At 69.1% G+C, this 19,404-nt stretch carries 18 protein-coding genes; 8 read left to right on the top strand and 10 right to left on the bottom strand.

Annotated elements, in window-relative coordinates:
- Positions 1–27: 27 nt before the first annotated feature.
- Positions 28–1,056, bottom strand: coding sequence for a LacI family DNA-binding transcriptional regulator (locus tag NW198_RS08100; RefSeq protein WP_258340714.1), 1,029 nt, complete (start codon positions 1,054–1,056; stop codon positions 28–30).
- Positions 1,057–1,213: 157 nt separating this feature from the next.
- On the opposite strand from NW198_RS08100, the gene NW198_RS08095 reads away from it, so the two are divergent.
- From NW198_RS08095 to NW198_RS08085, 3 genes are all read left to right on the top strand, one after another.
- Entirely contained in the window at positions 1,214–2,290 is a 1,077-nt protein-coding gene (locus NW198_RS08095) for an aldose epimerase family protein (RefSeq protein ID WP_258340713.1), read from the top strand.
- Between the two features lie 199 nt (positions 2,291–2,489).
- Positions 2,490–3,698: a galactokinase family protein gene (locus tag NW198_RS08090; RefSeq protein WP_258340712.1), complete on the top strand. Its 1,209-nt coding sequence runs from the start codon at positions 2,490–2,492 to the stop codon at positions 3,696–3,698.
- Positions 3,689–5,329: a UDP-glucose--hexose-1-phosphate uridylyltransferase gene (locus NW198_RS08085; protein ID WP_258340711.1), complete on the top strand. Its 1,641-nt coding sequence runs from the start codon at positions 3,689–3,691 to the stop codon at positions 5,327–5,329. The genes NW198_RS08090 and NW198_RS08085 overlap by 10 nt, the downstream gene beginning before the upstream one ends.
- Positions 5,330–5,638: 309 nt before the next feature.
- On the opposite strand, the gene NW198_RS08080 is transcribed toward NW198_RS08085, so the two are convergent.
- Genes NW198_RS08080 through iorA form a run of 3 tightly spaced genes read right to left on the bottom strand, consistent with a single transcriptional unit; the run spans position 5,639 to position 9,431 of the window.
- Positions 5,639–6,874 carry a phenylacetate--CoA ligase family protein gene (locus NW198_RS08080; RefSeq protein WP_258340710.1) on the bottom strand — a complete coding sequence of 412 codons (1,236 nt, stop codon included), beginning with the start codon at positions 6,872–6,874 and terminating at the stop codon, positions 5,639–5,641.
- Between the two features lie 14 nt (positions 6,875–6,888).
- Positions 6,889–7,536 (bottom strand): indolepyruvate oxidoreductase subunit beta, encoded by a 648-nt coding sequence (locus NW198_RS08075; RefSeq protein ID WP_258340709.1) that lies wholly within the window; start codon positions 7,534–7,536, stop codon positions 6,889–6,891.
- Positions 7,533–9,431, bottom strand: coding sequence for an indolepyruvate ferredoxin oxidoreductase subunit alpha (iorA, locus tag NW198_RS08070; RefSeq protein WP_258340708.1), 1,899 nt, complete (start codon positions 9,429–9,431; stop codon positions 7,533–7,535). Before iorA ends, NW198_RS08075 begins: the two co-directional genes overlap by 4 nt.
- Before the next feature lie 259 nt (positions 9,432–9,690).
- Between iorA and NW198_RS08065 the strand changes: the two genes are divergently transcribed.
- Together NW198_RS08065 and NW198_RS08060 are read left to right on the top strand one after the other, a co-directional pair.
- Positions 9,691–10,416, top strand: coding sequence for a tRNA threonylcarbamoyladenosine dehydratase (locus NW198_RS08065; protein WP_258340707.1), 726 nt, complete (start codon positions 9,691–9,693; stop codon positions 10,414–10,416).
- Positions 10,417–10,566: 150 nt separating this feature from the next.
- Positions 10,567–11,070 (top strand): DUF2798 domain-containing protein, encoded by a 504-nt coding sequence (locus NW198_RS08060; RefSeq protein ID WP_258340706.1) that lies wholly within the window; start codon positions 10,567–10,569, stop codon positions 11,068–11,070.
- 81 nt (positions 11,071–11,151) lie between these two features.
- Here NW198_RS08060 and NW198_RS08055 read toward each other — a convergent pair whose 3' ends face one another.
- Positions 11,152–12,105: a DMT family transporter gene (locus NW198_RS08055; protein ID WP_258340705.1), complete on the bottom strand. Its 954-nt coding sequence runs from the start codon at positions 12,103–12,105 to the stop codon at positions 11,152–11,154.
- Between the two features lie 386 nt (positions 12,106–12,491).
- Here NW198_RS08055 and NW198_RS08050 point away from each other — a divergent pair, with 386 nt between their 5' ends.
- Positions 12,492–13,013, top strand: a complete 522-nt coding sequence (locus tag NW198_RS08050) for a nitroreductase (RefSeq protein WP_258340704.1) — start codon at positions 12,492–12,494, stop codon at positions 13,011–13,013.
- Between the two features lie 86 nt (positions 13,014–13,099).
- Here the strand turns inward: NW198_RS08050 and NW198_RS08045 are convergent, their stop codons facing one another.
- The gene (locus NW198_RS08045; RefSeq protein WP_258340703.1) at positions 13,100–13,969 is read right to left on the bottom strand and encodes an aldo/keto reductase; all 870 of its coding nucleotides are present in this window, start codon (positions 13,967–13,969) and stop codon (positions 13,100–13,102) included.
- A 145-nt stretch (positions 13,970–14,114) separates the two neighbouring features.
- On the opposite strand from NW198_RS08045, the gene NW198_RS08040 reads away from it, so the two are divergent.
- Positions 14,115–14,981, top strand: coding sequence for a LysR family transcriptional regulator (locus NW198_RS08040; RefSeq protein WP_258340702.1), 867 nt, complete (start codon positions 14,115–14,117; stop codon positions 14,979–14,981).
- Between the two features lie 33 nt (positions 14,982–15,014).
- On the opposite strand, the gene NW198_RS08035 is transcribed toward NW198_RS08040, so the two are convergent.
- Positions 15,015–16,169 (bottom strand): aldo/keto reductase, encoded by a 1,155-nt coding sequence (locus tag NW198_RS08035; RefSeq protein ID WP_258340701.1) that lies wholly within the window; start codon positions 16,167–16,169, stop codon positions 15,015–15,017.
- A gap of 130 nt (positions 16,170–16,299) precedes the next feature.
- The gene (locus NW198_RS08030; RefSeq protein WP_258340699.1) at positions 16,300–16,701 is read right to left on the bottom strand and encodes a hypothetical protein; all 402 of its coding nucleotides are present in this window, start codon (positions 16,699–16,701) and stop codon (positions 16,300–16,302) included.
- Positions 16,702–16,758: 57 nt separating this feature from the next.
- Between NW198_RS08030 and NW198_RS08025 the strand changes: the two genes are divergently transcribed.
- Positions 16,759–17,076: a hypothetical protein gene (locus tag NW198_RS08025; RefSeq protein ID WP_258340698.1), complete on the top strand. Its 318-nt coding sequence runs from the start codon at positions 16,759–16,761 to the stop codon at positions 17,074–17,076.
- A gap of 91 nt (positions 17,077–17,167) precedes the next feature.
- Here the strand turns inward: NW198_RS08025 and NW198_RS08020 are convergent, their stop codons facing one another.
- Positions 17,168–18,670, bottom strand: coding sequence for a hypothetical protein (locus tag NW198_RS08020; RefSeq protein WP_258340697.1), 1,503 nt, complete (start codon positions 18,668–18,670; stop codon positions 17,168–17,170).
- 1 nt (position 18,671) lies between these two features.
- Entirely contained in the window at positions 18,672–19,319 is a 648-nt protein-coding gene (locus NW198_RS08015; protein ID WP_258340696.1) for an ABC transporter ATP-binding protein, read from the bottom strand.
- Positions 19,320–19,404 lie beyond the last annotated feature (85 nt).

The raw sequence follows: 19,404 nt of genomic DNA, 5'->3' as shown, positions 1-19,404 counted from the left end.
TATAGCGCGTGGCGGCCCGCCGCGCCGTCAGCGGCGCGCCTCCGCGACCGAGCGGCGCTCGACGAGCGTCGGCGGGATGCGGATCGCGCGGGCGGCGTAGCCCGGCGCGGTGCCGAGAAGCGCATGCTCCACGGCCGCGCGCCCGCGGGCCACCAGGTCGAAGCGAACCGTCGTGAGCCCCACGTGCGGCACCGTGCCGCGCAGCGAGTCGTCGACGCCCACCACGCTCACGTCCTCGGGGACGCGCCTGCCGACGTCGCGCAGCGCCTCGACGACGCCGAGCGCCATCTGGTCGTTGGCGGCATAGACGGCGGTCATGGCCTCGTCGGCCGCGAGGGCGGCGCCGGCCTCGTATCCGCTGTCGGCCGTCCAGTCGCCGCGCAGGGGCTCCACGGCGTCCACCCCCTGCGCGGCGAGGGCGTCGCGCCAGCCCTTCTCGCGAAACGAGGAGTCCACCGAGTACGCCGGGCCCGCCACGAAGCGGACCTCGCGGTGACCATGGGCGGCGAGGTGCCCCATCAGCAGCGTGGAGCACCCGTATTGGTCGGAGTCTACGGTCGTGCAGCGCGGGTGCTCGTACATGGTGAGCAGGACCGTGCTGAGCCCGGGCTGCGGCCGGAAGTCCTCGAAGTCCTCGGAGCGAAGGCTCATGCTGATCACGAGCGCGTCGATCGGAAGGCCCGCCATGCGCCGCGTGGCCTCGGCGAGCGACAGCGGCGCCCGGTCGTCCATCTCGACGGTGGTCACGGCGCAGCCCATGTCTCCGGCGGCGGAGAGGATCCCCTTGATGGTGGCGAGGTTGCCGAACTGCTCGACGTTGTAGAGGGCAAGTCCCACCGAGTTGTACCGCCCGCTCCTGAGCGACCTCCCGGCGAAGTTGGGCCTGAAGCCCAGCTCGTCCATGGCGAGAAGAACGCGCCGCCGCGTCTTCTCGCTGACGTTGGTGAGCCCGTTGGCGACGCGGGAGACCGTCTGCTGGGAGACGCCGGCGACGCGCGCCACCTCGGCCATGGACACGGACCCCGCCGCGACGCGGGCGTTCTTCTCGTCTGCCATGGTCCTCCCCCCGATGCGGCCTCGACCGTTTGCAGCCCAATTCTAGCCGATGGGCTGAAAAGCGCACATTCTGGGTTCCACTGAAAATGAGTACGTTAACATTGTGGGTTGAGGGGCGTCTGCGCTGACGCGCCCGACACTCGGCGAGAGGAGCATCGTGATCGAGACCACCTCGTTTGGAACGTTGCCCGACGGCCAGGAGGCCCACGTCTTCGAGCTGCGCGCCGGAGACGCCCGCGTGCGCGTGAGCGACTACGGCGCCACGGTCCTGGGCATCGACGTCCCCGACCGCGCCGGCCGCATCGCCGACGTTGCCCTGGGCTTCGGCGGCCTCGAGGGCTACCTCGGTCCCAACCCCGCCTTCTACGGTGGCACCGTGGGGCCCGTCGCCAACCGCACCGACCGCGCCGAGGTCCCGCTCGACGGCGCCGTCTACCACCTCGCCAAAAACGACGGACCGGACGGCCGCAACAACAACCACACCGACGCCGCCCACGGCCTGCACCGCCGCCTCTGGGACGCGGTCGTCGACGAGGGCGAGGGCGTGGTCCGCATGACCTGCCGCCTTGCCGACGGCGAGCTCGGGCTTCCCGGCAACCGGGACTTCTCCGCGTCCTTCTCGCTCGCCCGCGACGGGGAGGACCACGTGCTCACCGTGACCTACGGATGCGCCACCGACGCGCCCACCTACGTGAGCATGACCAACCACACCTACATGAACCTCGCCGGTCACGACGCCGGCACGGTCCTTGACGAGGTCGTCACCGCCGACGCGGACGCCTTCCTGCCACTGCGCGAGGACTGCGTCTCGGCCGGCGAGGTCCGCCCCGTCGACGGCACGCCCTTTGACCTGCGCTCCCCGCGCGCGATCGCAGATGGCGTCGACGCCGACGACGAGCAGATCAAGATCGGCCGTGGCTACGACCACTGCCTGTGCATCCGCGGCTGGGAGCCGGGCGGTGCGCCCCGCCACGCCCTGCGCGTCGTGGACCCGGGCAGCGGGCGGGCGCTCGACGTGAGCGTCACCACGCCCGGGGCGCACCTCTACACCGGCAACTGGCTCGGCGACGAGGGGGCCAAGGACGGGGCGACCTACGGGCCCCGCGGCGGGCTCGCCTTCGAGCCCGAGTTCTACCCGGACAACATCCACCACCCCGAGTGGCCGCAGGCCGTCTGGGGGCCGGGCGAGCCATACGCCCAGACGATCGTGTACCGGTTCTCGACCGTCGGTTAGCGCCCCCTTGCGCCGCGACGTCGCCGCGCCCCAATAACATGCACAGCTCCGGTTTTGCCAATTTCTATCCTGCGGATATATGAAACGAAACGGAACTATGCATGTTAGCGAGAAGGGCGCGTGGTCCGAGAAGGTCCTTGGCGGCGAGGTCCATCACGATGTGAAAGCGCCCCCGCGGGGGCATGATGAAAGGAGCAGCATGGCAGCAGGAACGGACAAGGGCACGCCGCTCGACGTGGCGCGCGAGCTCTTTGACCGGGAGTTCTCCGACGTGGCCCACGAGCGCCTGCTCGCGGTCCACGCGCCCGCGCGCTCGGAGATCTCCGGCAACCACACCGACCACGAGGGCGGCCACGTCATCGCCGGCGCGCTGAACGTGGCCATCGACGGCGTCGCGGCGCCCAACGGCACCGACCGCGTGCGCGTGGCGAGCGCGGGCTACCCCACCTTCGAGATCGCCCTGGACAGCCTCGAGGAGCGCGAGGACGAGCACGTCACCACGGCCGGGCTGGTGCGCGGCATGGCGGCGTGCATGGCCCGGACCGGCCGCACGCCCGCGGGCTTTGACCTCGCCATGACGAGCGACATCCCCTCCGGCGGCGGGCTCTCCAGCTCCGCGGCCGTGGAGGCCGCGCTCGGCCGCGTGATGGAGGCGCTCTGGAAGGGCCCCGAGGTCAACCCGGTCGAGCTTGCCAAGATGGGGCAGTTCGCCGAGAACCGCTACTTCGGCAAGCCCTGCGGCCTCATGGACCAGGCGGCCGTGTGCCTGGGCGGCCTCGCGTTCATGGACTTCGAGGACGCCGGCGAGCCGCGCACGGCCAAGCTCGAGCTCGACTTCGACGCTGCGGGATATGCCCTGTGCCTCGTGGACGTGGGCTGCGACCACGCGCCCTTCACCGCCGACTACGCCGCGGTGCCCGTCGAGATGCAGCAGGTGGCCCGCGAGTTCGGCCATGAGCGCCTCTGCGAGGTCGACCCGGCCGAGTTCGACCGCCGCCTGCCCGAGCTGCGCGAGAAGCTCGGCGACCGCGCGATCCTGCGCGCGATCCACTACTGGCGCGAGAACGAGCTCGTGGACAAGCGCTGGGACGCGCTCACGTCCGGCGACATCGACCGCTTCCTCGAGCTCACCCGCGAGTCCGGCGCGAGCTCGGCGATGTTCCTCCAGAACGTCTCCACCGGCGGCTCCTTCCAGCCGGCGATGCTGGCGCTGGGGCTGGCCGAGCGCATCCTCGACGGCCTGGGCGCCACGCGCATCCACGGCGGCGGCTTCGGCGGGTCGATCCAGTGCTTCGTGCCGCTCGACATGGTCGAGGACTTCACCGACCAGATGAACGCCTGGCTGGGAGAGGGCGCCTGCGTCCACTACCAGATCGCCGAGAAGGGGGCGCACGCGGAATGGCTGTAGAGAGGACCGAGCTCACACCCGAGGGCCTGCGCGGCGCGCTGCAGGGCCTCGTCGACTACGCCGCCACGCGCGGCCTCATCCCTTGGGGGGACCGCGTCTGGTCCTACAACGCCACGCTCGAGGCACTCGGCGCCACGGGTCCCGGCCCCGACCAGGAGTGGGTGCTCGCCGAAGAGCCCGCCCCGGGAGAGGCCGTGGAACTCGACCTCGAGTCCACGCTCGCCGAGCTCTCCGAGGTTGCGGTGGAAAACCGCCGCGTCGAGGACACCGCCAACGGGCGCGACCGCGTCTCGATGCAGGTGATGGGGACCCTCATGCCCCGTCCCGCGGAGACGGCCTCGACGTTCTTCTCGCTTCTTGAGAAAGACGGCGCCAAGCACGCCACTGACTGGTTCTACCGCATCTGCTGCGACGCGGGCTACGTGCGCCGCGCAGCCATCGCGCGCAACATCCAGTGGAGCTCCCCCACCCGCTGGGGCGACCTCGAGATCACGATCAACCTCTCCAAGCCCGAGAAGGACCCGCGCGACATCGCGGCCGCGGGCGCGGCCAAGGCCACGGGCGAGAAGTACCCGGCCTGCCAGCTCTGCATCGAGAACGAGGGCTACCCCGGGCGCGGCGCGGCGATGGCCGGCGGAGAGCACCCGGCCCGCCAGAACCTGCGCATCATCCCGATCGAGCTCGACGGCGAGCGCTGGGGCCTGCAGTACAGCCCCTACGCCTACTTCAACGAGCACAGCATCGCGATGAGCGCCCGCCATCGCCCGATGCACATCGACGAGAAGGCCCTGCGCTGCCTGCTCGACTTCGTGGACCTGCTGCCGCACTACTTCATCGGCTCAAACGCCGACCTGCCCATCGTGGGCGGCTCGATTCTCTCGCACGACCACTTCCAGGGCGGCGCCCACGAGTTCCCGATGATGCGCGCCGAGGTCGCCGAGACCTTCACGATGGACGCCTTCGCGGGCGTGGAGGGCGCGGTGCTCACCTGGCCGCTCTCCGTGCTGCGCCTGCGCTCCGCGAGCCGAGACGAGCTGCTCGCCGCCGCCGTGCACGTCATCGACGCCTGGCGCGCCTGGACCGACGAGTCGGTGGGCGTGGTCGCCCTCGACGAGGACGGCACGCGCCACAACACCGTGACGCCCGTCGTGCGCCGCGTGGACGAGGGCGGCGCCGTGGGCGGCGAGCGCTACGAGGCCTACCTCGCGCTGCGCTGCAACGTCACGAGCGACGAGCACCCGCTCGGCATCTTCCACCCGCACGCCGAGTACCACCACATCAAGAAGGAGAACATCGGCCTCATCGAGGTCATGGGCCTCGCGATCCTGCCGCCGCGCCTCGTGGGCGAGCTCGCCGCCGTGCGGGCGCACCTGCTCGAGGGCGTGTCGTCCGGCGCCGACGCCGCCGCCGTGCGCGCCGCACTGGACGCGGACCCTGCGAGCTCGAGCCACGCCGCCTGGGCGGCCGATGTCTACGAGCGCCGCGCCGGCGAGCTCACCGAGGAGGCTGCCGAGCAGGTCCTGCGCGACGAAGTCGGCACCGTCTTCGGACACGTGCTCGAGGACGCCGGCGTCTTCAAGTGGGACGAGGCCGGGCGCGCCGCGCAGATGCGCTTCGTCGCGAGCCTGTAGGCACGTTCTTCTCGCCTTACGCGCCACTTCAAGGAACAGCCGGGGCCGGCCGCCAACGCGACCGGCCCCTTCTTTTGTGCCCGCACTTGATGACAAACCCCGAGAGCGAGCGGGCACCTGGCACCGCCACACATCGAGTGCGGGCCCTGGGGCACTGGATGCGCGCACTCGACGGCAGACGCCAGGTGGCCCCGGGCATTTGACGCCCTTTGGGCCCAAATCCGCCCGCACTCGATGCCCGCACTCATGAGTGCGGGCGAGAAGAACGTGCGGCCCCGCTCAAACGGCGAACGAGAAGGACGAGCCCCCCTACTCGTAGCGCTCGTCGAAGACGCGGTGGGTCTTCTTCTCGCTGCGCGGCAGGACGCCGAGCTCCACGACCTTCACGAGCGGCGTGAAGCCGATGCGGCGCTTGACCTCGTGCGCGACCTCGTCGGCGAGGTCGAGGAAGTCCTGCGTGCCGTCCGTCTCCACGTAGATGCGCATGGTGTCGCGGCCCTCGAGGTGCGAGATGCGGATCTGGTACTCGCTCGAGAGCTGCGGGAACTCCTGGAGCACCTCCTCGATCTGGCGCGGGAAGACGTTGACGCCCTTGATCTTGACCATGTCGTCGGAGCGGCCGTGCAGCGTGTCGATGCGCGGATAGGGGCTGCCGCAGGGGCAGGTGCCGGGGATGATGCGGCTGAGGTCGTGCGTGCGGAAGCGAATGAGCGGCGCGCCCTCCTTGACGAGCGTGGTGATCACGATCTCGCCCCACTCGCCGTCGGGCAGCGGCGCGCCCGTGGCGGGGTCGACGATCTCGATGTAGATGAAGTCGTCCCAGTAGTGCATGCCGTCCTCGGCGTCGCAGGAGATGCCGATGCCCGGGCCGTAGACCTCCGTGAGGCCGTAGATGTCGTAGACCTGGATGCCCAGGCCCGCCTTCACGCGGTCGCGCATCTTCTTGCCCCAGCGCTCCGAGCCGATGACGCCCTTGGTGAGGGCGATCTGGTCGCGCATGCCGCGTGCCTCGACCTCCTCGGCCAGGAGCAGCGCGTAGCTCGACGTGGCGCCGATGACCGTGGTCTGCAGGTCCACCATGAACTGGAGCTGCTTCTCGGTGTTGCCGGGGCCCATGGGCACGGCCATCGCGCCGAGCTTCTCCGCGCCCGCCTGAAAGCCGATGCCCGCGGTCCAGAGGCCGTAGCCGGGCGTGATCTGGATGCGGTCCTCGGACGTGATGCCCGCGAGCTCGTAGCAGCGGGCGAACTGCGTGGCCCAGTCGTCGACGTCGCGCGCGGTGTAGGGGATGATGACGGGCGTTCCCGTGGTGCCGGAGCTCGAGTGGATGCGCACGATCTGGCGCTCGTCGACCGCAGAGATCCCGAGCGGGTAGCAGTTGCGCAGGTCCTCCTTCTCCGAGAAGGGCAGCGCGAGGAAGTCCTCCTCCGTGAGGACCTCGGTGACGCCCGCCTCCTGGAGACGCCGCCCGAAGTAGTTGCCCGAGGCCACGAGGCGCTGGACCTGGTCGTTCACGAGCTTGAGCTGGGACGCGCTGATATTCATGTCAGGCTCCTCTGTTAATTGGGGACAGTCCCCAATTTGCTGCTATTTGGGGACTGTCCCCAATTTGCAGGTCCAATTGACAGGGCGCGGAGGTCGAGGTCAAGGAAGCGGGGGCTCACGGTGGCGCGGACGGCCGCCGCGAGGTCGTCCGCGGTGACGGGGCCGAGCGCGCCGGCGCGAGCCGCAGCGCCGAGAAGGACGACGTTGAGGGCTCGAGCGGTGCCGAGCGCAGCCTCCGCCGCCGCTGCGTCCACGACCGCGAGGTTCTTCTCGCCCACGCGCTCGCGAAGATAGGACATGATGGCGGGCAGGTCATAGGCGGGACCGCCGGTTGCCGCCGAGACCGGGATCACCGGGGCGTCGCTGGTGACGACCACGCCGCCCGCGCGCAGGAAGGGCAGCTGGCGCACGGCCTCGGCGGGCTCGAAGGCGACGATCGCGTCGGCGCGACCGCGGCCGATCAGTGGCGAGACCGCGCCCTCCCCCAGCCTCACGTGGCTGAAGACCGAGCCGCCGCGCTGCGCCATGCCGATGGTCTCGGCGGTCTTGACGGAAAGCCCCCGCTCCATGGCGGCGCGGGCGAGCAGCTTGGACGCGAGGACCGCGCCCTGACCGCCCACGCCCGCGAGGATGATGTCCGTGCTCCTTGCGTTCTCGCTCACAGGCGCTCACCTCCCGAGATGGCATGCGTGGGGCAGATCTGCTCGCAGAGGGTGCAGCCCGTGCACTGCGCGGAGTCGATGCGAACCCTGCCCGTCGCGGAATTCGGCACGAGCGCGGGGCAGCCAAGCTCCCGCACGCAGCGCTGGCAGCCGACGCACTTCTCGACGTCCACGACGCTCGTCGCCTTGGGTCTGGCGAGCACCACGCACGGGCTCCGGAAGATGATCGCCTTGACGCCCGGCTCGTCCGCGACGCGGCGCACGGTCTCGACGGCGCGCTCGTGGTCGAGCGGGTCCACGGTCTCCACCACCGTGAGCCCGATGGCGAGAAGGACCCGCTCAATGCTGACCTTCTCCACGACCTGGCCCATCATCGTGCGGCCCGTGCCCGGATGCGGCTGATGACCGGTCATCGCCGTGGTGGAGTTGTCGAGCACGACGAGCGTCATGTTGGCCTGGTTGTAGAAGGCGTTGACCACGCCGGTTATGCCGGACGCGAAGAAGGTGGAGTCGCCCACGAAGGCAAAGGCGACGGTGTCGGACTCCACGTGCGTGACACCCTGGGCGATGTTGATGCCCGCGCCCATGCACAGGCACGTGTCCACCATGTCGAGCGGCGCGGCGTTGCCGAGCGTGTAGCAGCCGATGTCGCCGCAGAAGAGCGTCTTGCGGCCGCGCATCGCACGCTTGACGGCGTAGAAGCTCGCCCGGTGCGGGCAGCCGGCGCAGAGGACGGGCGGACGGATGGGAAGCGTGGGGGGCGCCGGCGGGTTCTTCTCCGTGCTCAAACAGTCCTCGCCGCTACGCGGCTGCGAAACTGCGCGAGGAGAAGAACCCGCCGGCGCGGGCTCGTCAGCCACTTCCCTACCGAGAAATGCGTCGATGGCGCGTCCTACCGACTCGACGGTGTTCTCGCCGGAGGGCTGGATGTCGCCGGTGAGCTTGCCGCGGATCTTGACGTGAAGGCCGCGGCGGCCGCATGCCGCCACCAGCGCGCGTTCGATCACGGGGTCGAGCTCCTCCACGCAGAGGACCTCGTCGAGGCCGTCGAGGAAGTCGGCCGCGAGGGGCTCCGGGAAGGGGTACGGGGTGGCTACGCGCAGAACGCGGACGTCGTCCTTCTCGCTCAGGTTCTCCGCGACGTAGGTCGCGCTGATGCCGTGGGTGGCGATGCCGAGGCGCGGACGGGCGTCCGGTCCCGCCGTCTGTCGGACGGTGTTTCTCGCGTAGCGAGAGAGACGCTCGGCGAGAAGGGCATCGCGCCTCTCGATGGCCGCGTGCGCGCGCACGGAGAGCGCGGGGAAGATGACCCAGCGGGAGGGGTCGCGGACGAAGCCCTCGGGCTCGTTGACGCGCCACTCCTCCGGGTCGGCCACCTCCACGTCCTCGTAGCCGTGGTCGACGCGCGTGGTGGGGCGCACGATCACGGGGCAGCCCAGCTCCTCGGAGAGGTCGAAGGCCTCCCCCATCATCGCGTAGGCCTCCGTGGGGCTCGAGGGATCGAGGATCGGCAGCTTGGCGTAGGCGGCAAAGGTGCGCGTGTCCTGCTCGGTCTGGGAGGAGATGGGACCGGGGTCATCGGCCACGAGCACGACCATGCCGCCCTTGACGCCGATGTAGGAGAGGCTCATGAGCGGGTCGGAGGCGACGTTCAGGCCCACCTGCTTCATCGTCACGAGCGCCCGGGCCCCGGCGTACGCCGCGCCGGCCGCCACCTCGAGCGCCGCCTTCTCGTTCACGGACCACTCCACGTAGACGCCCTCGCCGCGACGCCCTGCCACGGCCTCAAGGACCTCGGTCGACGGCGTGCCCGGGTAGCCGGCCACCACGTTCACGCCCGCGGCGAGCGCGCCCACGGCCATGGCTTCGTTGCCCATCAGAAACTCTCTGTGCATGCTGACCTCCCTCGTTGCGCCGCACTTTAGCAGAGCAAAGCAGCCTCTGGCCGACCCGTCGCAAACCGGTAACGCAATTATGGGACGGGTTCAAACGCGCTGCTCGTTTGGGACGGGCCTGATGCCAATTGGGGACGTGTTATTTCATGCAGACAGTTTGGGACAGGTTTTCACGGAGACGCGCCTTGCAGCGCGACCAAACCTGTCCCAAACTGTCTGCATGAAATAACACGTCCCCAATTGGCAGACGGGAGGCAGGGTGGCGGAGACGGCGACGGACAGGCTGAGGCTCGTCATCGGCGACGAGGGTCTCGCGCGGCTGGAGGCGGCGCGCGTGGCCGTGGTCGGCCTCGGCGGCGTGGGCTCGAGCTGCGCGGAGGCGCTCGCCCGCGGCGGCGTGGGCCACCTCGTGCTGCTGGACCGCGACGTCGTGGCGCCGAGCAACATCAACCGCCAGGCGCTCGCCTTCCAGAGCACCGTAGGCCGCCCCAAGGCCGAGGTCATGCGCGCCATGGCGCTCGACATCAACCCCGAGGCGGACGTCACCGCCGTGACCGCGTTTCTCGACAAGAACGCGCTGCCCGAGCAGATGGACGGGCTGGGGCCGCTCGACTATGTGGTGGACGCCATCGACACCGTGGCCCAGAAGCTGTGCCTCGCGCAGTGGTGCCAGGAGCGCGGCGTCCCCGAGCTCTCCGCGATGGGCGGCGCCAACAAGCTCGACCCCTGCCGCCTGCGCTTCGCCGCCATCGAGGACACCGTCAACTGCCCGCTCGCGCGCGTCATGCGAAAGGAGTGCCGCCGCCGAGGCATCCGCGGCCTGCGCGTGCTCTTCTCGGACGAGGAGCCGGTCCGCATGGAGCGCATCTCCGACGAACAATGGATGCACGAGGGGTCGCTCCTCGGCACGATGAGCTACCTGCCGCCCATCATGGGCCAGATGCTCGCCAGCCGCGTGATCCGCGACCTCCTGGGGTGGACGTGACGCAAGCCGCGTGCGACAGAACCCTCCGGGGCATCTGTCGCGCAGGGGCGTCCGCCACAAAATCACCGCTTACGCGCGACGTGGAAAGTTGGTAGGGTAGCTCCTCGCATTCGCCCGCCCCGCGGGTCCCGTCGAGAAAGGTCTGCCCCCATGCCCACCAACAAACGCGAGAGCCTCATCTTTACGATCATCATGTGCTTCTGCATGGTGCTCTGGATGTCCGTCTACAACGTCGCTCGCGTGCATGGCTGGAGCTTCGGCTCCGGAACGCTGGCCGACACATGGCTCGGCTTCCCGCCGGCCTACGTGGTGGCGATGCTGCTGGACGTTCTTCTCGCCAGCCGGTTTGCCAAGTGGTTTGCGTTCCGCTTCCTGGTGACGCCGGGCAAGAGCGGCCGCCTTGCGATCACGCTGGCCATCAGCACGATGATGGTCTTCCCCATGGTGCTCTTCATGTCGCTCTACGGCGCGCTCGAGGCATTCACGCACGCGGGCGATCCCGCCATGATCCTGCCCACGTGGATCGCGAGCATCCCGTGGAACATCGTCGCCGCGCTGCCGTGGAACCTGCTGGTTGCGGGCCCGCTCTCCCGCTGGGTCTTCCGCCGCGCGTTCCCTGAGGGGACGGTGCTCGCGAAGCCGGTCTGCGCGTAAGCGGGCGCCCGCAGCTCTCCCGGCAGATCGGGCCACCGACGGAACCCCACGGCATCGCGCTCGGGGCCCTCCGGCATGGCCTCACCGCATTGTATGCCGTGAGAGAAGGCTCGGAGCCTGTGCGAGGCACACGCCCGCGAGAATCACCACCACGCCCAGCCACTCGACGACGCCGAGCGGCTCGCCGAGCACGACCATGGCGATAAACAATCCCGCGGGAAGCTCCGCAGCGGCCATGACGGTTGAGAGGCCGGCGGGCAGGTGTGGCGACCCCAGGCCAAAGAGCAGCACGGGGCACATGAGGCCGAAGAAGCCCGCGACCGCGGCAAAGGGCAGGATGCCCTGGAAGACGACGCCCGACACCAGGTAGTCCGGGCACACGGTGAGCGACATGACGCCCGCCCCCAGGCACACGACGAGGCCGCGTTGCTCGTTGGAGCAGAGGGCCTTCACCTTACCGGAGAGCGTCACGAAGAGCGAGCAGGTCACGGCGGCGCCGAGCGCGCAGAGGAGGGCCACCGGGTCGTAGCCCGCAAGCCCCGTCCTGTAGACGCCGCTCGCGAACACGGTGCCGAACACGATGACCGCCGCCGAGGCGACCTCCACGAAGCGCGGAGCTCGGCGCGTCATGATGGTCTGCCAGACGAGCCCCATCCACGTGAACTGGAAGAGCAGCGTGAGCGCCACCGGTGCGGGCAGCACGCTCATGGCGTAGCAGTACAGGATGGAAGTGGTGCAGGTGAGGGCGCCGAGCCCCATGAGTTCGAGCACCTGCTTGCCGGAAAGACGCTGCCACCGCACACCGCGCAGACGGCCGAGAAGCACCGCGAGCCCGAAGAACAGGAAGCCGAACCACGCCTGGCTTGCAACCACCTGCGCGGAGGTGAAGCCCGCCGCGTAGGCGAGCTTGTAGGTGGTCGCCATCGCCCCATAGCAGGCGCCGCCCGCGAACACCTGGAGTGCCGCCACCGCCCGGCGGCGTCCCGAGGGCGCCATCCCCGCAGACGGCATCGGCCGATCGATCACGTTTTCCATAGCCGTTCCTCCTCTCGCCCCGCAACGCGAGGCTTCGGCCCTGTGCGTCTCGGGCTCTCGGAGGGAGGCTGGCGCGTCATCACGTGATTGACGGCGCAAAAAGCCGCACAACCGGAGCTCCGTTGTGCGGCAAAAAGGTGGCTTGCGCCCAGAAAAGTCCACACGATTTTAGACGAATTGACTGTACGGGCCTTGCCTGCAGAAGTCAAGCGACGGCGAGAAGTCCTTGTCGACGCTTGACGCGGCACAGAGAGCTCCCATAATAGGTCTCGAAAATCCCAGCGGATTTTTCCGGATGCCGCCATCATCTTTTCGCCGCTCACCCGCCTTAGGGCAGGTGGGCGGCTTTTCTGTATCGACGGGTCCGGCGAGAGAAGGGACATGGCATGGCGAACGAACTCATCAACCTCATCAAGACGCGCAGGAGCGTGCGCAGCTACAAGGCGGACCCCGTCCCCCAAGAGCTGCTCGACACCGTGCTTGAGGCGGGCACCTACGCACCCACGGGCGGCGGGCACCAGTCTCCGGTGATCGTTGCGGTGACGAGCCCCGAGACCCGCGAGCGCCTGCGCGCACTCAACGCCGCCGTCATTGGCAAGGACACCGACCCGTACTACGGCGCGCCGGCCATCGTGGTGGTGCTCGCCGACGGCGAGCGCGGCACCTTCGTGGAGGACGGCTCCTGCGTGCTCGAGAACCTCATGCTCGCGGCGCACGCCGTGGGCCTCTCTAGCTGCTGGATCCACCGCGAGCGCGAGATCTTCGACAGCGAGGAGGGCAAGGAGCTCCTCAAGGAGTGGGGCCTGCCCGAGACGCTGCGCGGCGTAGGCTCCATCGCGCTGGGCTACGCCGACGGCCCCGAGCCCGCCGCCGCCCCGCGCAAGGAGGGCTACGTGGTGCGCGTGTAGCTCAAATAATTCACACGTTCCGGAAAGGGGCGCTTTGCCGGCAGCATCGATGCTCCCAGCAAAGCGTCCCCTGTCCGCCTGCGTCGCTAAAGACGAGTCCTCACGCTGCTCACGCCGTGGAGCATCTTCACAAACACCGGATCGTCGTGGTTCACGATCTCGCTGTGGTCGAGGGTGAGCCCGGCGATCTGCGCCATGTCCTCGCCGGTGAGCTCGAAGTCCCACACGTCGATGTTCTGCTCCATGCGGTCGCGGTGCACGGACTTGGGGATGACCACCACGCCGCGCTGGATGTTCCACCGCAGGGCCACCTGCGCCGCAGTCTTGCCGTACTTCTCGCCAATCGCGGTGAGGACGGGGTGCGTGAAGATGCCGTGGTTGCCCTCGGCGAAGGGGCCCCACGCCTCGGGCACCACGCCGTACTCGCGCATCGTGGCAAGCGCCGCCTCCTGCGAGAAGAACGGGTGCAGCTCCACCTGGTTCACGGCAGGCGTCACCTCGACGGTCTCGCAGAAGTCCGCCAGGCGCGCCGGGTAGAAGTTGCACACGCCGATGGCGCGGACGGTGCCGGCACGATACGCCTCCTCCATGGCGCGCCAGGCTCCCACATAGTCGCCGAGCGGCTGGTGGATGAGATAGAGGTCCAGGTAGTCAAGACCGAGCTTGTCGAGCGAGGTCTGGAGTGCCGCCTTGGCGCCCTCGTAGCTTGCGTCCTGCACCCAGAGCTTGGTGGTGACAAAGAGCTCCTCGCGCGCCACGCCGCTCTCGCGGATGGCGGTGCCCACCGCCTCCTCGTTCATGTAGGCGGCCGCCGTGTCGATGAGGCGGTAGCCGCAGTCGATGGCGTCAAGCACCGCCTGCTTGCATACCGCAGGGTCCGGCACCTGGAACACGCCGAAGCCCTCGCACGGCATCTCGATGCCGTTGTTGAGCGTCACTGTCTGAACGTTTGCCATGGTAGATTCCCTTCTCGCCTAATCGCACCGTCCTTTGACCCCACCATCATGCTGCGAAAATCGAATGCCGCGCCCTACGCATTCGAGCAGTTAGTATGCATAACGTGCATACTGAGAAGGACACACCAGAACACGGGAGACACCCATGACCATCGAGCAGCTCGAGCACATAGCCTGCGTCGCACGAACGGGATCCATATCCCGCGCCGCCGCCGAGCTCCATATGTCCCAGCCTGCGCTCAGCCGCTCCATCCGGCGGCTCGAGGACGAGCTTGGCTGCGGCCTGTTGCGCCGCACCGCGAACAGGTCGGCGCTCACCGAGGCGGGCCGCATCGCGGCAGACTACGCCGACGACCTGCTCCGCACTTATCGGCGCATGCGAGACGAACTGTCCTCGCTCGAGACGCGCCGACGCACGCTGAGGATCGGCACATGCGCTCCAGCCCCGCTCTGGCGCGTCACGCAGCTCGTGGTAGAGACAACGCCCGGCACCATCGTCGCTTCGGAATCCCTTGATGAGCAGCATCTGCGGCGCGGTCTTATGGAGGACACGCTCGATGCCACCATCACGCTCAACCCGCTCGCGCTTCCCGGCTTCATCTCGCAGCCCATCATGACCGAGAGCCTCTCGGTGCTCCTGCCGCGCACGCACCCGCTCGCGAGCAAACAGACGCTGCGTTTTTGCGACATCGACGGCGAGACCTTCCTCATATACACCAACATCGGCTTCTGGCGCAGCATCGTCGAGCGCGAGCTGCCGCACGCCACGTTCCTCTGGCAGGACGACCGCTCGATGTTCGAGATGCTGCTCCCGACGAGCGACGCGCTCGCGTTCAGCACGGATGCCTCGGGGCCGTATACGGCGCACGAGTCCGACGGACTCGACAACCGCGTCGCGGTCCCGCTCAGCGACGCCAGCGCCCGCGCGACGTTCTATCTTGTGTATCGCACGGACGGGCAGGGCAGGGGCTCTGAGCTCATCGAGCGCGTGCTACCACGGCTCTCTCGCTGAGCCCCTCCCCGCGCGCACTCGTTGCGCCTCTCGCTAGAGCCCGAAGAGCCCCGCCGCCGCGGCCATCTTGTCGGCAACCTTCACGCCAAAGGGACAGCGGCCCTCGCACGCGTGGCAGGCGATGCAATCCCCCGCATGGGCATCGAGCGCGCGATAGTGGTCGCGCACAGAATCGGGTACCTCGTTGTGCAGGGCGGCGAGGTCGTAGAACTTGTTGACCGTGGGGATGTCGATGCCCTTGGGGCACGGCGCGCAGTGGCCGCAGTAAGTGCACTGACCCAGGTAGGCGTGGCGTGGCGCCCCGGCGAGCACGCTCGCATAGTCGCGCTCCTCGGCAGAGGCGGTCTCGTAGGCCATGGCCTCGACCACGTGCGCGGGCGTGGAGAAGCCCACCATGATGCTCGCTACCGCCGGGCGCGTGAGCGCGTAGTGGATGCACTGCACGGGCGTGAGCGCCACGCCGAAGGGCGAGGTCGCCGCGTCGAGCAGACGGCCGCCGGCGTACCCCTTCATGACGGTGATGCCCGTGCCCGTCTCCTCGGCGCGCGCGTAGAGCTCGGCGCGGTCGGCGTTGATGCCGCCCTCCCCCACGCCCGTGTAGTCGCCAAAGAGGTCATCGAGGTTCTCGGTCGCGGGCATCATGTCAAAGGCCGGGTTCACCGAGAAGAGCATCGTCTCGATCTCGGGGTTCTCGGCGACGCGTCGCGCGACCTCGGTGTTGTGCGTGGAGAGACCGATGTGGCGGATGGTGCCCGCCGCGCGCAGCTCGCGCACGTAGCGCATGAAGGGGCTGTCGCCCAGAACGATCCGCTCGTACTCCTCAACCTTGTCCACGTAGTGGATCATGCCCAAGTCGACGTAGTCGGTGTGGAAGCGGGCGAGAAGATCCTCAAAGGCCGGCTTTACCAGCGTCAGATCGCGCGTGCGCGTATACTGCCCGTCAACCGTGACCGACCCCAGGTGCCCCTGGATGACCCAGCGCTCGCGGCTGCCGAGCTCCTGGAGCGCGTCACCCAGGTTGGAACGGCGCGTGGCGTCGTTCATCCAGCAGTCGAGGATGTTGATGCCCGCCTCCTCTGCGGCGCGCACCACCTCGAGCACCTCCTCGGGCGACCCGTCCATCCACTCGCCGCCAAAGCCGATCTCGCTCACCTCGAGTCCCGTACTGCCGAGCTTGCGGTAGTTCATGGCCCCTCCTCGCAAATCGCCCCCTCATCTCATACAGGATAATAACCGCGCATCGCGAGTCCGGTTGACGCCGCAACATGCAACAGGCGGCATTTTCTAAGCAGCCATCTACCTGCGGAGATGCAAATAGTCACAGGTAGATGGGTCGTTTTCGGTGTCTAGAAAATCGAGGTCGTTGTAGGGCGACACGATTCACATCACCTACAACCGCACCAGCAAGGAGCTCGAGCAGCTCTATCACGCCTACGCGCGCCACGCGGGCGTCTCGGACGCCGCGCTGTGGCTCCTGTACGTAATCAGCCTTGGCGGGAACAACCTCACCCAGGCGGCCATCTGCGCGGACTGGCACTATCCCCCGCAGACCATCAACTCCGCGCTCAAGCGGCTCGAACCTCGCCATGCCGTTCGTGGTCATCAACTTCGCCGTGTCGGACCTCATCGGCGTGGGATCGTCGGTCGTGATCTCGCTGCTGCTCGGCAGCGGCGAGAGCGCGGAGGCCAACAACGCCTTCACCTGCTCCGTCCTGCTCATCGTGGGGCTCGGCACCGCACTGGGGGCGGCGCTCTTCGCCGGGGCGCCGCGGGCGAGGTGCTCGCCCTCTCGCGCGACGCGCTCGGCCTCTTCACCATCACGTACCTCTTCCGCTGGCTCTCCTTCGCCACGCAGAGCTACATGAACGGCATCGCCAAGCCGCTGCCGGCCTCAGTCATCTCCGTGAGCGCGGCGCTCGTCTTCCCGCTCGCGCTGCTCGTGGTGCTGCAACCGCTCGGGCTCACGGGCATCTGGCTCAACTTCCCCGGCACAGCCGTGCTCTGCGCGCTGCTCTCGGCAGGCACACTCAAGGCAGCGAGCGCCGAGACGCACCGACCGGACGTCGCTCGGGAAGGGACGCGCCAAGCTAAATGAGCGAATGCCCCACCTTGTGTTGGACCCTGCATCACCCCCCCGTTCCACGCCATCAGCCCTGTGGGGCATTTGGGGAGAGCAGCGCGGAGGACTACCGCAGCGCGCGGGCGAGAAGGACCACGAGCAGCGCGGCGCACGCAAGCGCGAAAGCCGCACCCAGAAGCGACGCGAGCCCCACGGCAACCAGCGCCACGGCGCCAAACGAGAAGCCAGTCAGCAGCACGGACCCCAGCCGCACGGGTGCCACGGGGTCGTCAAGCCCACACGACAGTGCGAGAAGGACGTCGAGCGCGCAGCAAAGAAGGACCACGGGCGCCAGGTCAGCCCCCACCGCGGCCGCCGCGAACCCGCCGACAGCCCCGCTTGCCACGAGCGTCACCGCGAGCGCGGGCAGCGCGTCGAGCACCAGCAGCTCAAGACGGCCGAACGGCAGCAGGGAGCGCACGAGGCGGTTGCGACAGTCCTCCCGGAAGACGTGCCCGAGCTCGAGCGGCTCGCGCAGGGAGAGGCACGCGCAGACGAGCCAGCAGAGCGTCACGCCCACGCCGGGTCGCAGCGTCATGACGAGCGCACCCATGGGCACCAGGAGACCGCCCACCGAGAGCAGCCCCAGGAGCGCCGAGGGGCGCCGCGCGAGCGACGCGAGCGCGTGGGAGACGGGCGCCAGGCGCCCGGGCCGGAAGCGCCAGGTTCTTCTCGCCCGACGGTTCCTGCGCGCGCGGCGACGGCGGCAGGCCTCCTTGTAGGCGCCGGCGTCCACGAGCGCGAGAAAGCGCAGCGAGCTGCGGGCGGCGTAGAGCTCGTTGTCATCGATGACGAAGGCCATGTCCGCGTAGCAGGACTTGTTGCCGGCCGTACCCAGAAGCAGCAGGTCGGCGAGAAGGACGACGACCACGGAATAGGCGCCGAGGGACAGTGCCCGGGGCAGCAGCGCGGCGAGCGGCGCGGCTGCGAGCAGGAGCGCCAGACCCGAGGCCGCCACGATCACGTAAGCCACGACGGTGGCCGCGCGGCGGCGGCGCGGCCCGGCGACCGAGCGGGACAGCGCGGTGTCGAGCGCAAAGAGCCGCGCGGTCAGCATGAGGGCGGCGCACGCGGCGGCCCAGAGACCCAGGTGGTCGGAGGCAATCTCACCGAGCAGGGCCCCACCGAGCGCGGAGGCCAGCGCGATGACCGGCAGGTCGCGCAGGAGCCGCACGACGAAGAGCTCCTCGGGACGCACGACGCGCGCGAGCCAGGTGATGTCGGGAGCGGTCAGGCGCAGCGGGGTCTCGCGCAGGTCGGAGACGCCCCACGCCACGAGACCCGCCGTCGGCGCAAGGACGAGCAAGAGGTGCGCAAGCCGCGCGGAGACCGTGACCCCCAGGCCTTCGCGCAGCTGCCCCGCCAGGTCAAGAACCTGCGCAAACGAGAGCGCGAGTGAAATCACCATGAAGATCAGCAGGTAGAGCTGGTAGGCTCGGTCGAGGAAGTCCCGCTCCTCGTCTATGTCCGTCCCGGCGGCAAAGAGCAGGAAGCGGGCGTTCGCGCGCACGTGGCGCCGCTCCAGGCGGACGAGCGTGCGCAGGCCAGCGCCGCGTGCCCCGCCGCCCACCTCAGGACTCCCTTGCGAGGGCGCCGTCACGCAGCGCGAACGAGACGTCGGGCTCGATTCCCGGAACGTCGTGATGGCAGCTCAGGAGCACCGCCGTGCCCATGTGCGCCGCGGCGGCGAGCTCCCGGGAGAGCGTGAGCGAGGCCTCGCGGTCGAGCGGGCCGTGCGGCTCGTCGAGCAGCAGCACGCGCGGTCGCAGCGTGAGGGCGAGCACGAGGGCAAGCTTCTCGCGCATGCCGCGGGAGTATGCCGAGGGCGGCAGGCGCTCCTGGCCGGCAAGCCCAAAGCACTCGAGCAGACGCTCGGCGCGCGGCCGGGCGTCCTCGGCGCGGTTGGCCGCGAGCACGAGCTCCAGGTGCTCCGCGGCGGTGAGGTCGTCGTAGAAGGCGGGGACGTCCGGCACGAGGGAGAGCGTCCCGGGTACCAGGCGCGTGCGCCCCGTGAAGGGCTCGCCGGTCACCAGAATCTCCCCCGCGTCCTGCTCCAGCCAGCCCGCAAGGCAGCGGAAGAGCGTGGACTTGCCCGCGCCGTTGGGACCGGTCAGAAAGGCGACCTGCCCCGCCGCCAGCGAGAAGGACACGTCCTCCCACACCGGCACGTCACCGTACCCAAAGCAGAGGTCCCGCACCTCGAGCACCGCGTCCTCCACGTGAGCCCCCTCTCATAGGATGCGGAGATGATACTCCCCCGCCGTCCGGCGTCAAGCCACCAACCCGCCAAACGGAGCCCCTCGA

Origin of the sequence: Thermophilibacter sp. ET337 (assembly GCF_024733715.1) — a bacterium.
Classification (GTDB): domain Bacteria; phylum Actinomycetota; class Coriobacteriia; order Coriobacteriales; family Atopobiaceae; genus Thermophilibacter.
Note: the sequence above shows the minus strand (reverse complement) of the source record. Positions and strands in the feature narration are given on the sequence as shown.

Bases quoted from the DNA above. Each gene is read 5' to 3' on its own strand.
- NW198_RS08100 (WP_258340714.1), bottom strand. From the start codon at position 1,056: ATGGCAGACGAGAAGAACGCCCGCGTCGCGGCGGGGTCCGTGTCCATG.
- NW198_RS08090 (WP_258340712.1), top strand. From the start codon at position 2,490: ATGGCAGCAGGAACGGACAAGGGCACGCCGCTCGACGTGGCGCGCGAG.
- NW198_RS08085 (WP_258340711.1), top strand. From the start codon at position 3,689: ATGGCTGTAGAGAGGACCGAGCTCACACCCGAGGGCCTGCGCGGCGCG.
- NW198_RS08080 (WP_258340710.1), bottom strand. From the start codon at position 6,874: ATGAATATCAGCGCGTCCCAGCTCAAGCTCGTGAACGACCAGGTCCAG.
- iorA (WP_258340708.1), bottom strand. From the start codon at position 9,431: ATGCACAGAGAGTTTCTGATGGGCAACGAAGCCATGGCCGTGGGCGCG.
- NW198_RS08060 (WP_258340706.1), top strand. From the start codon at position 10,567: ATGCCCACCAACAAACGCGAGAGCCTCATCTTTACGATCATCATGTGC.
- NW198_RS08055 (WP_258340705.1), bottom strand. From the start codon at position 12,105: ATGGAAAACGTGATCGATCGGCCGATGCCGTCTGCGGGGATGGCGCCC.
- NW198_RS08050 (WP_258340704.1), top strand. From the start codon at position 12,492: ATGGCGAACGAACTCATCAACCTCATCAAGACGCGCAGGAGCGTGCGC.
- NW198_RS08045 (WP_258340703.1), bottom strand. From the start codon at position 13,969: ATGGCAAACGTTCAGACAGTGACGCTCAACAACGGCATCGAGATGCCG.
- NW198_RS08040 (WP_258340702.1), top strand. From the start codon at position 14,115: ATGACCATCGAGCAGCTCGAGCACATAGCCTGCGTCGCACGAACGGGA.
- NW198_RS08035 (WP_258340701.1), bottom strand. From the start codon at position 16,169: ATGAACTACCGCAAGCTCGGCAGTACGGGACTCGAGGTGAGCGAGATC.
- NW198_RS08030 (WP_258340699.1), bottom strand. From the start codon at position 16,701: ATGAGCAGGACGGAGCAGGTGAAGGCGTTGTTGGCCTCCGCGCTCTCG.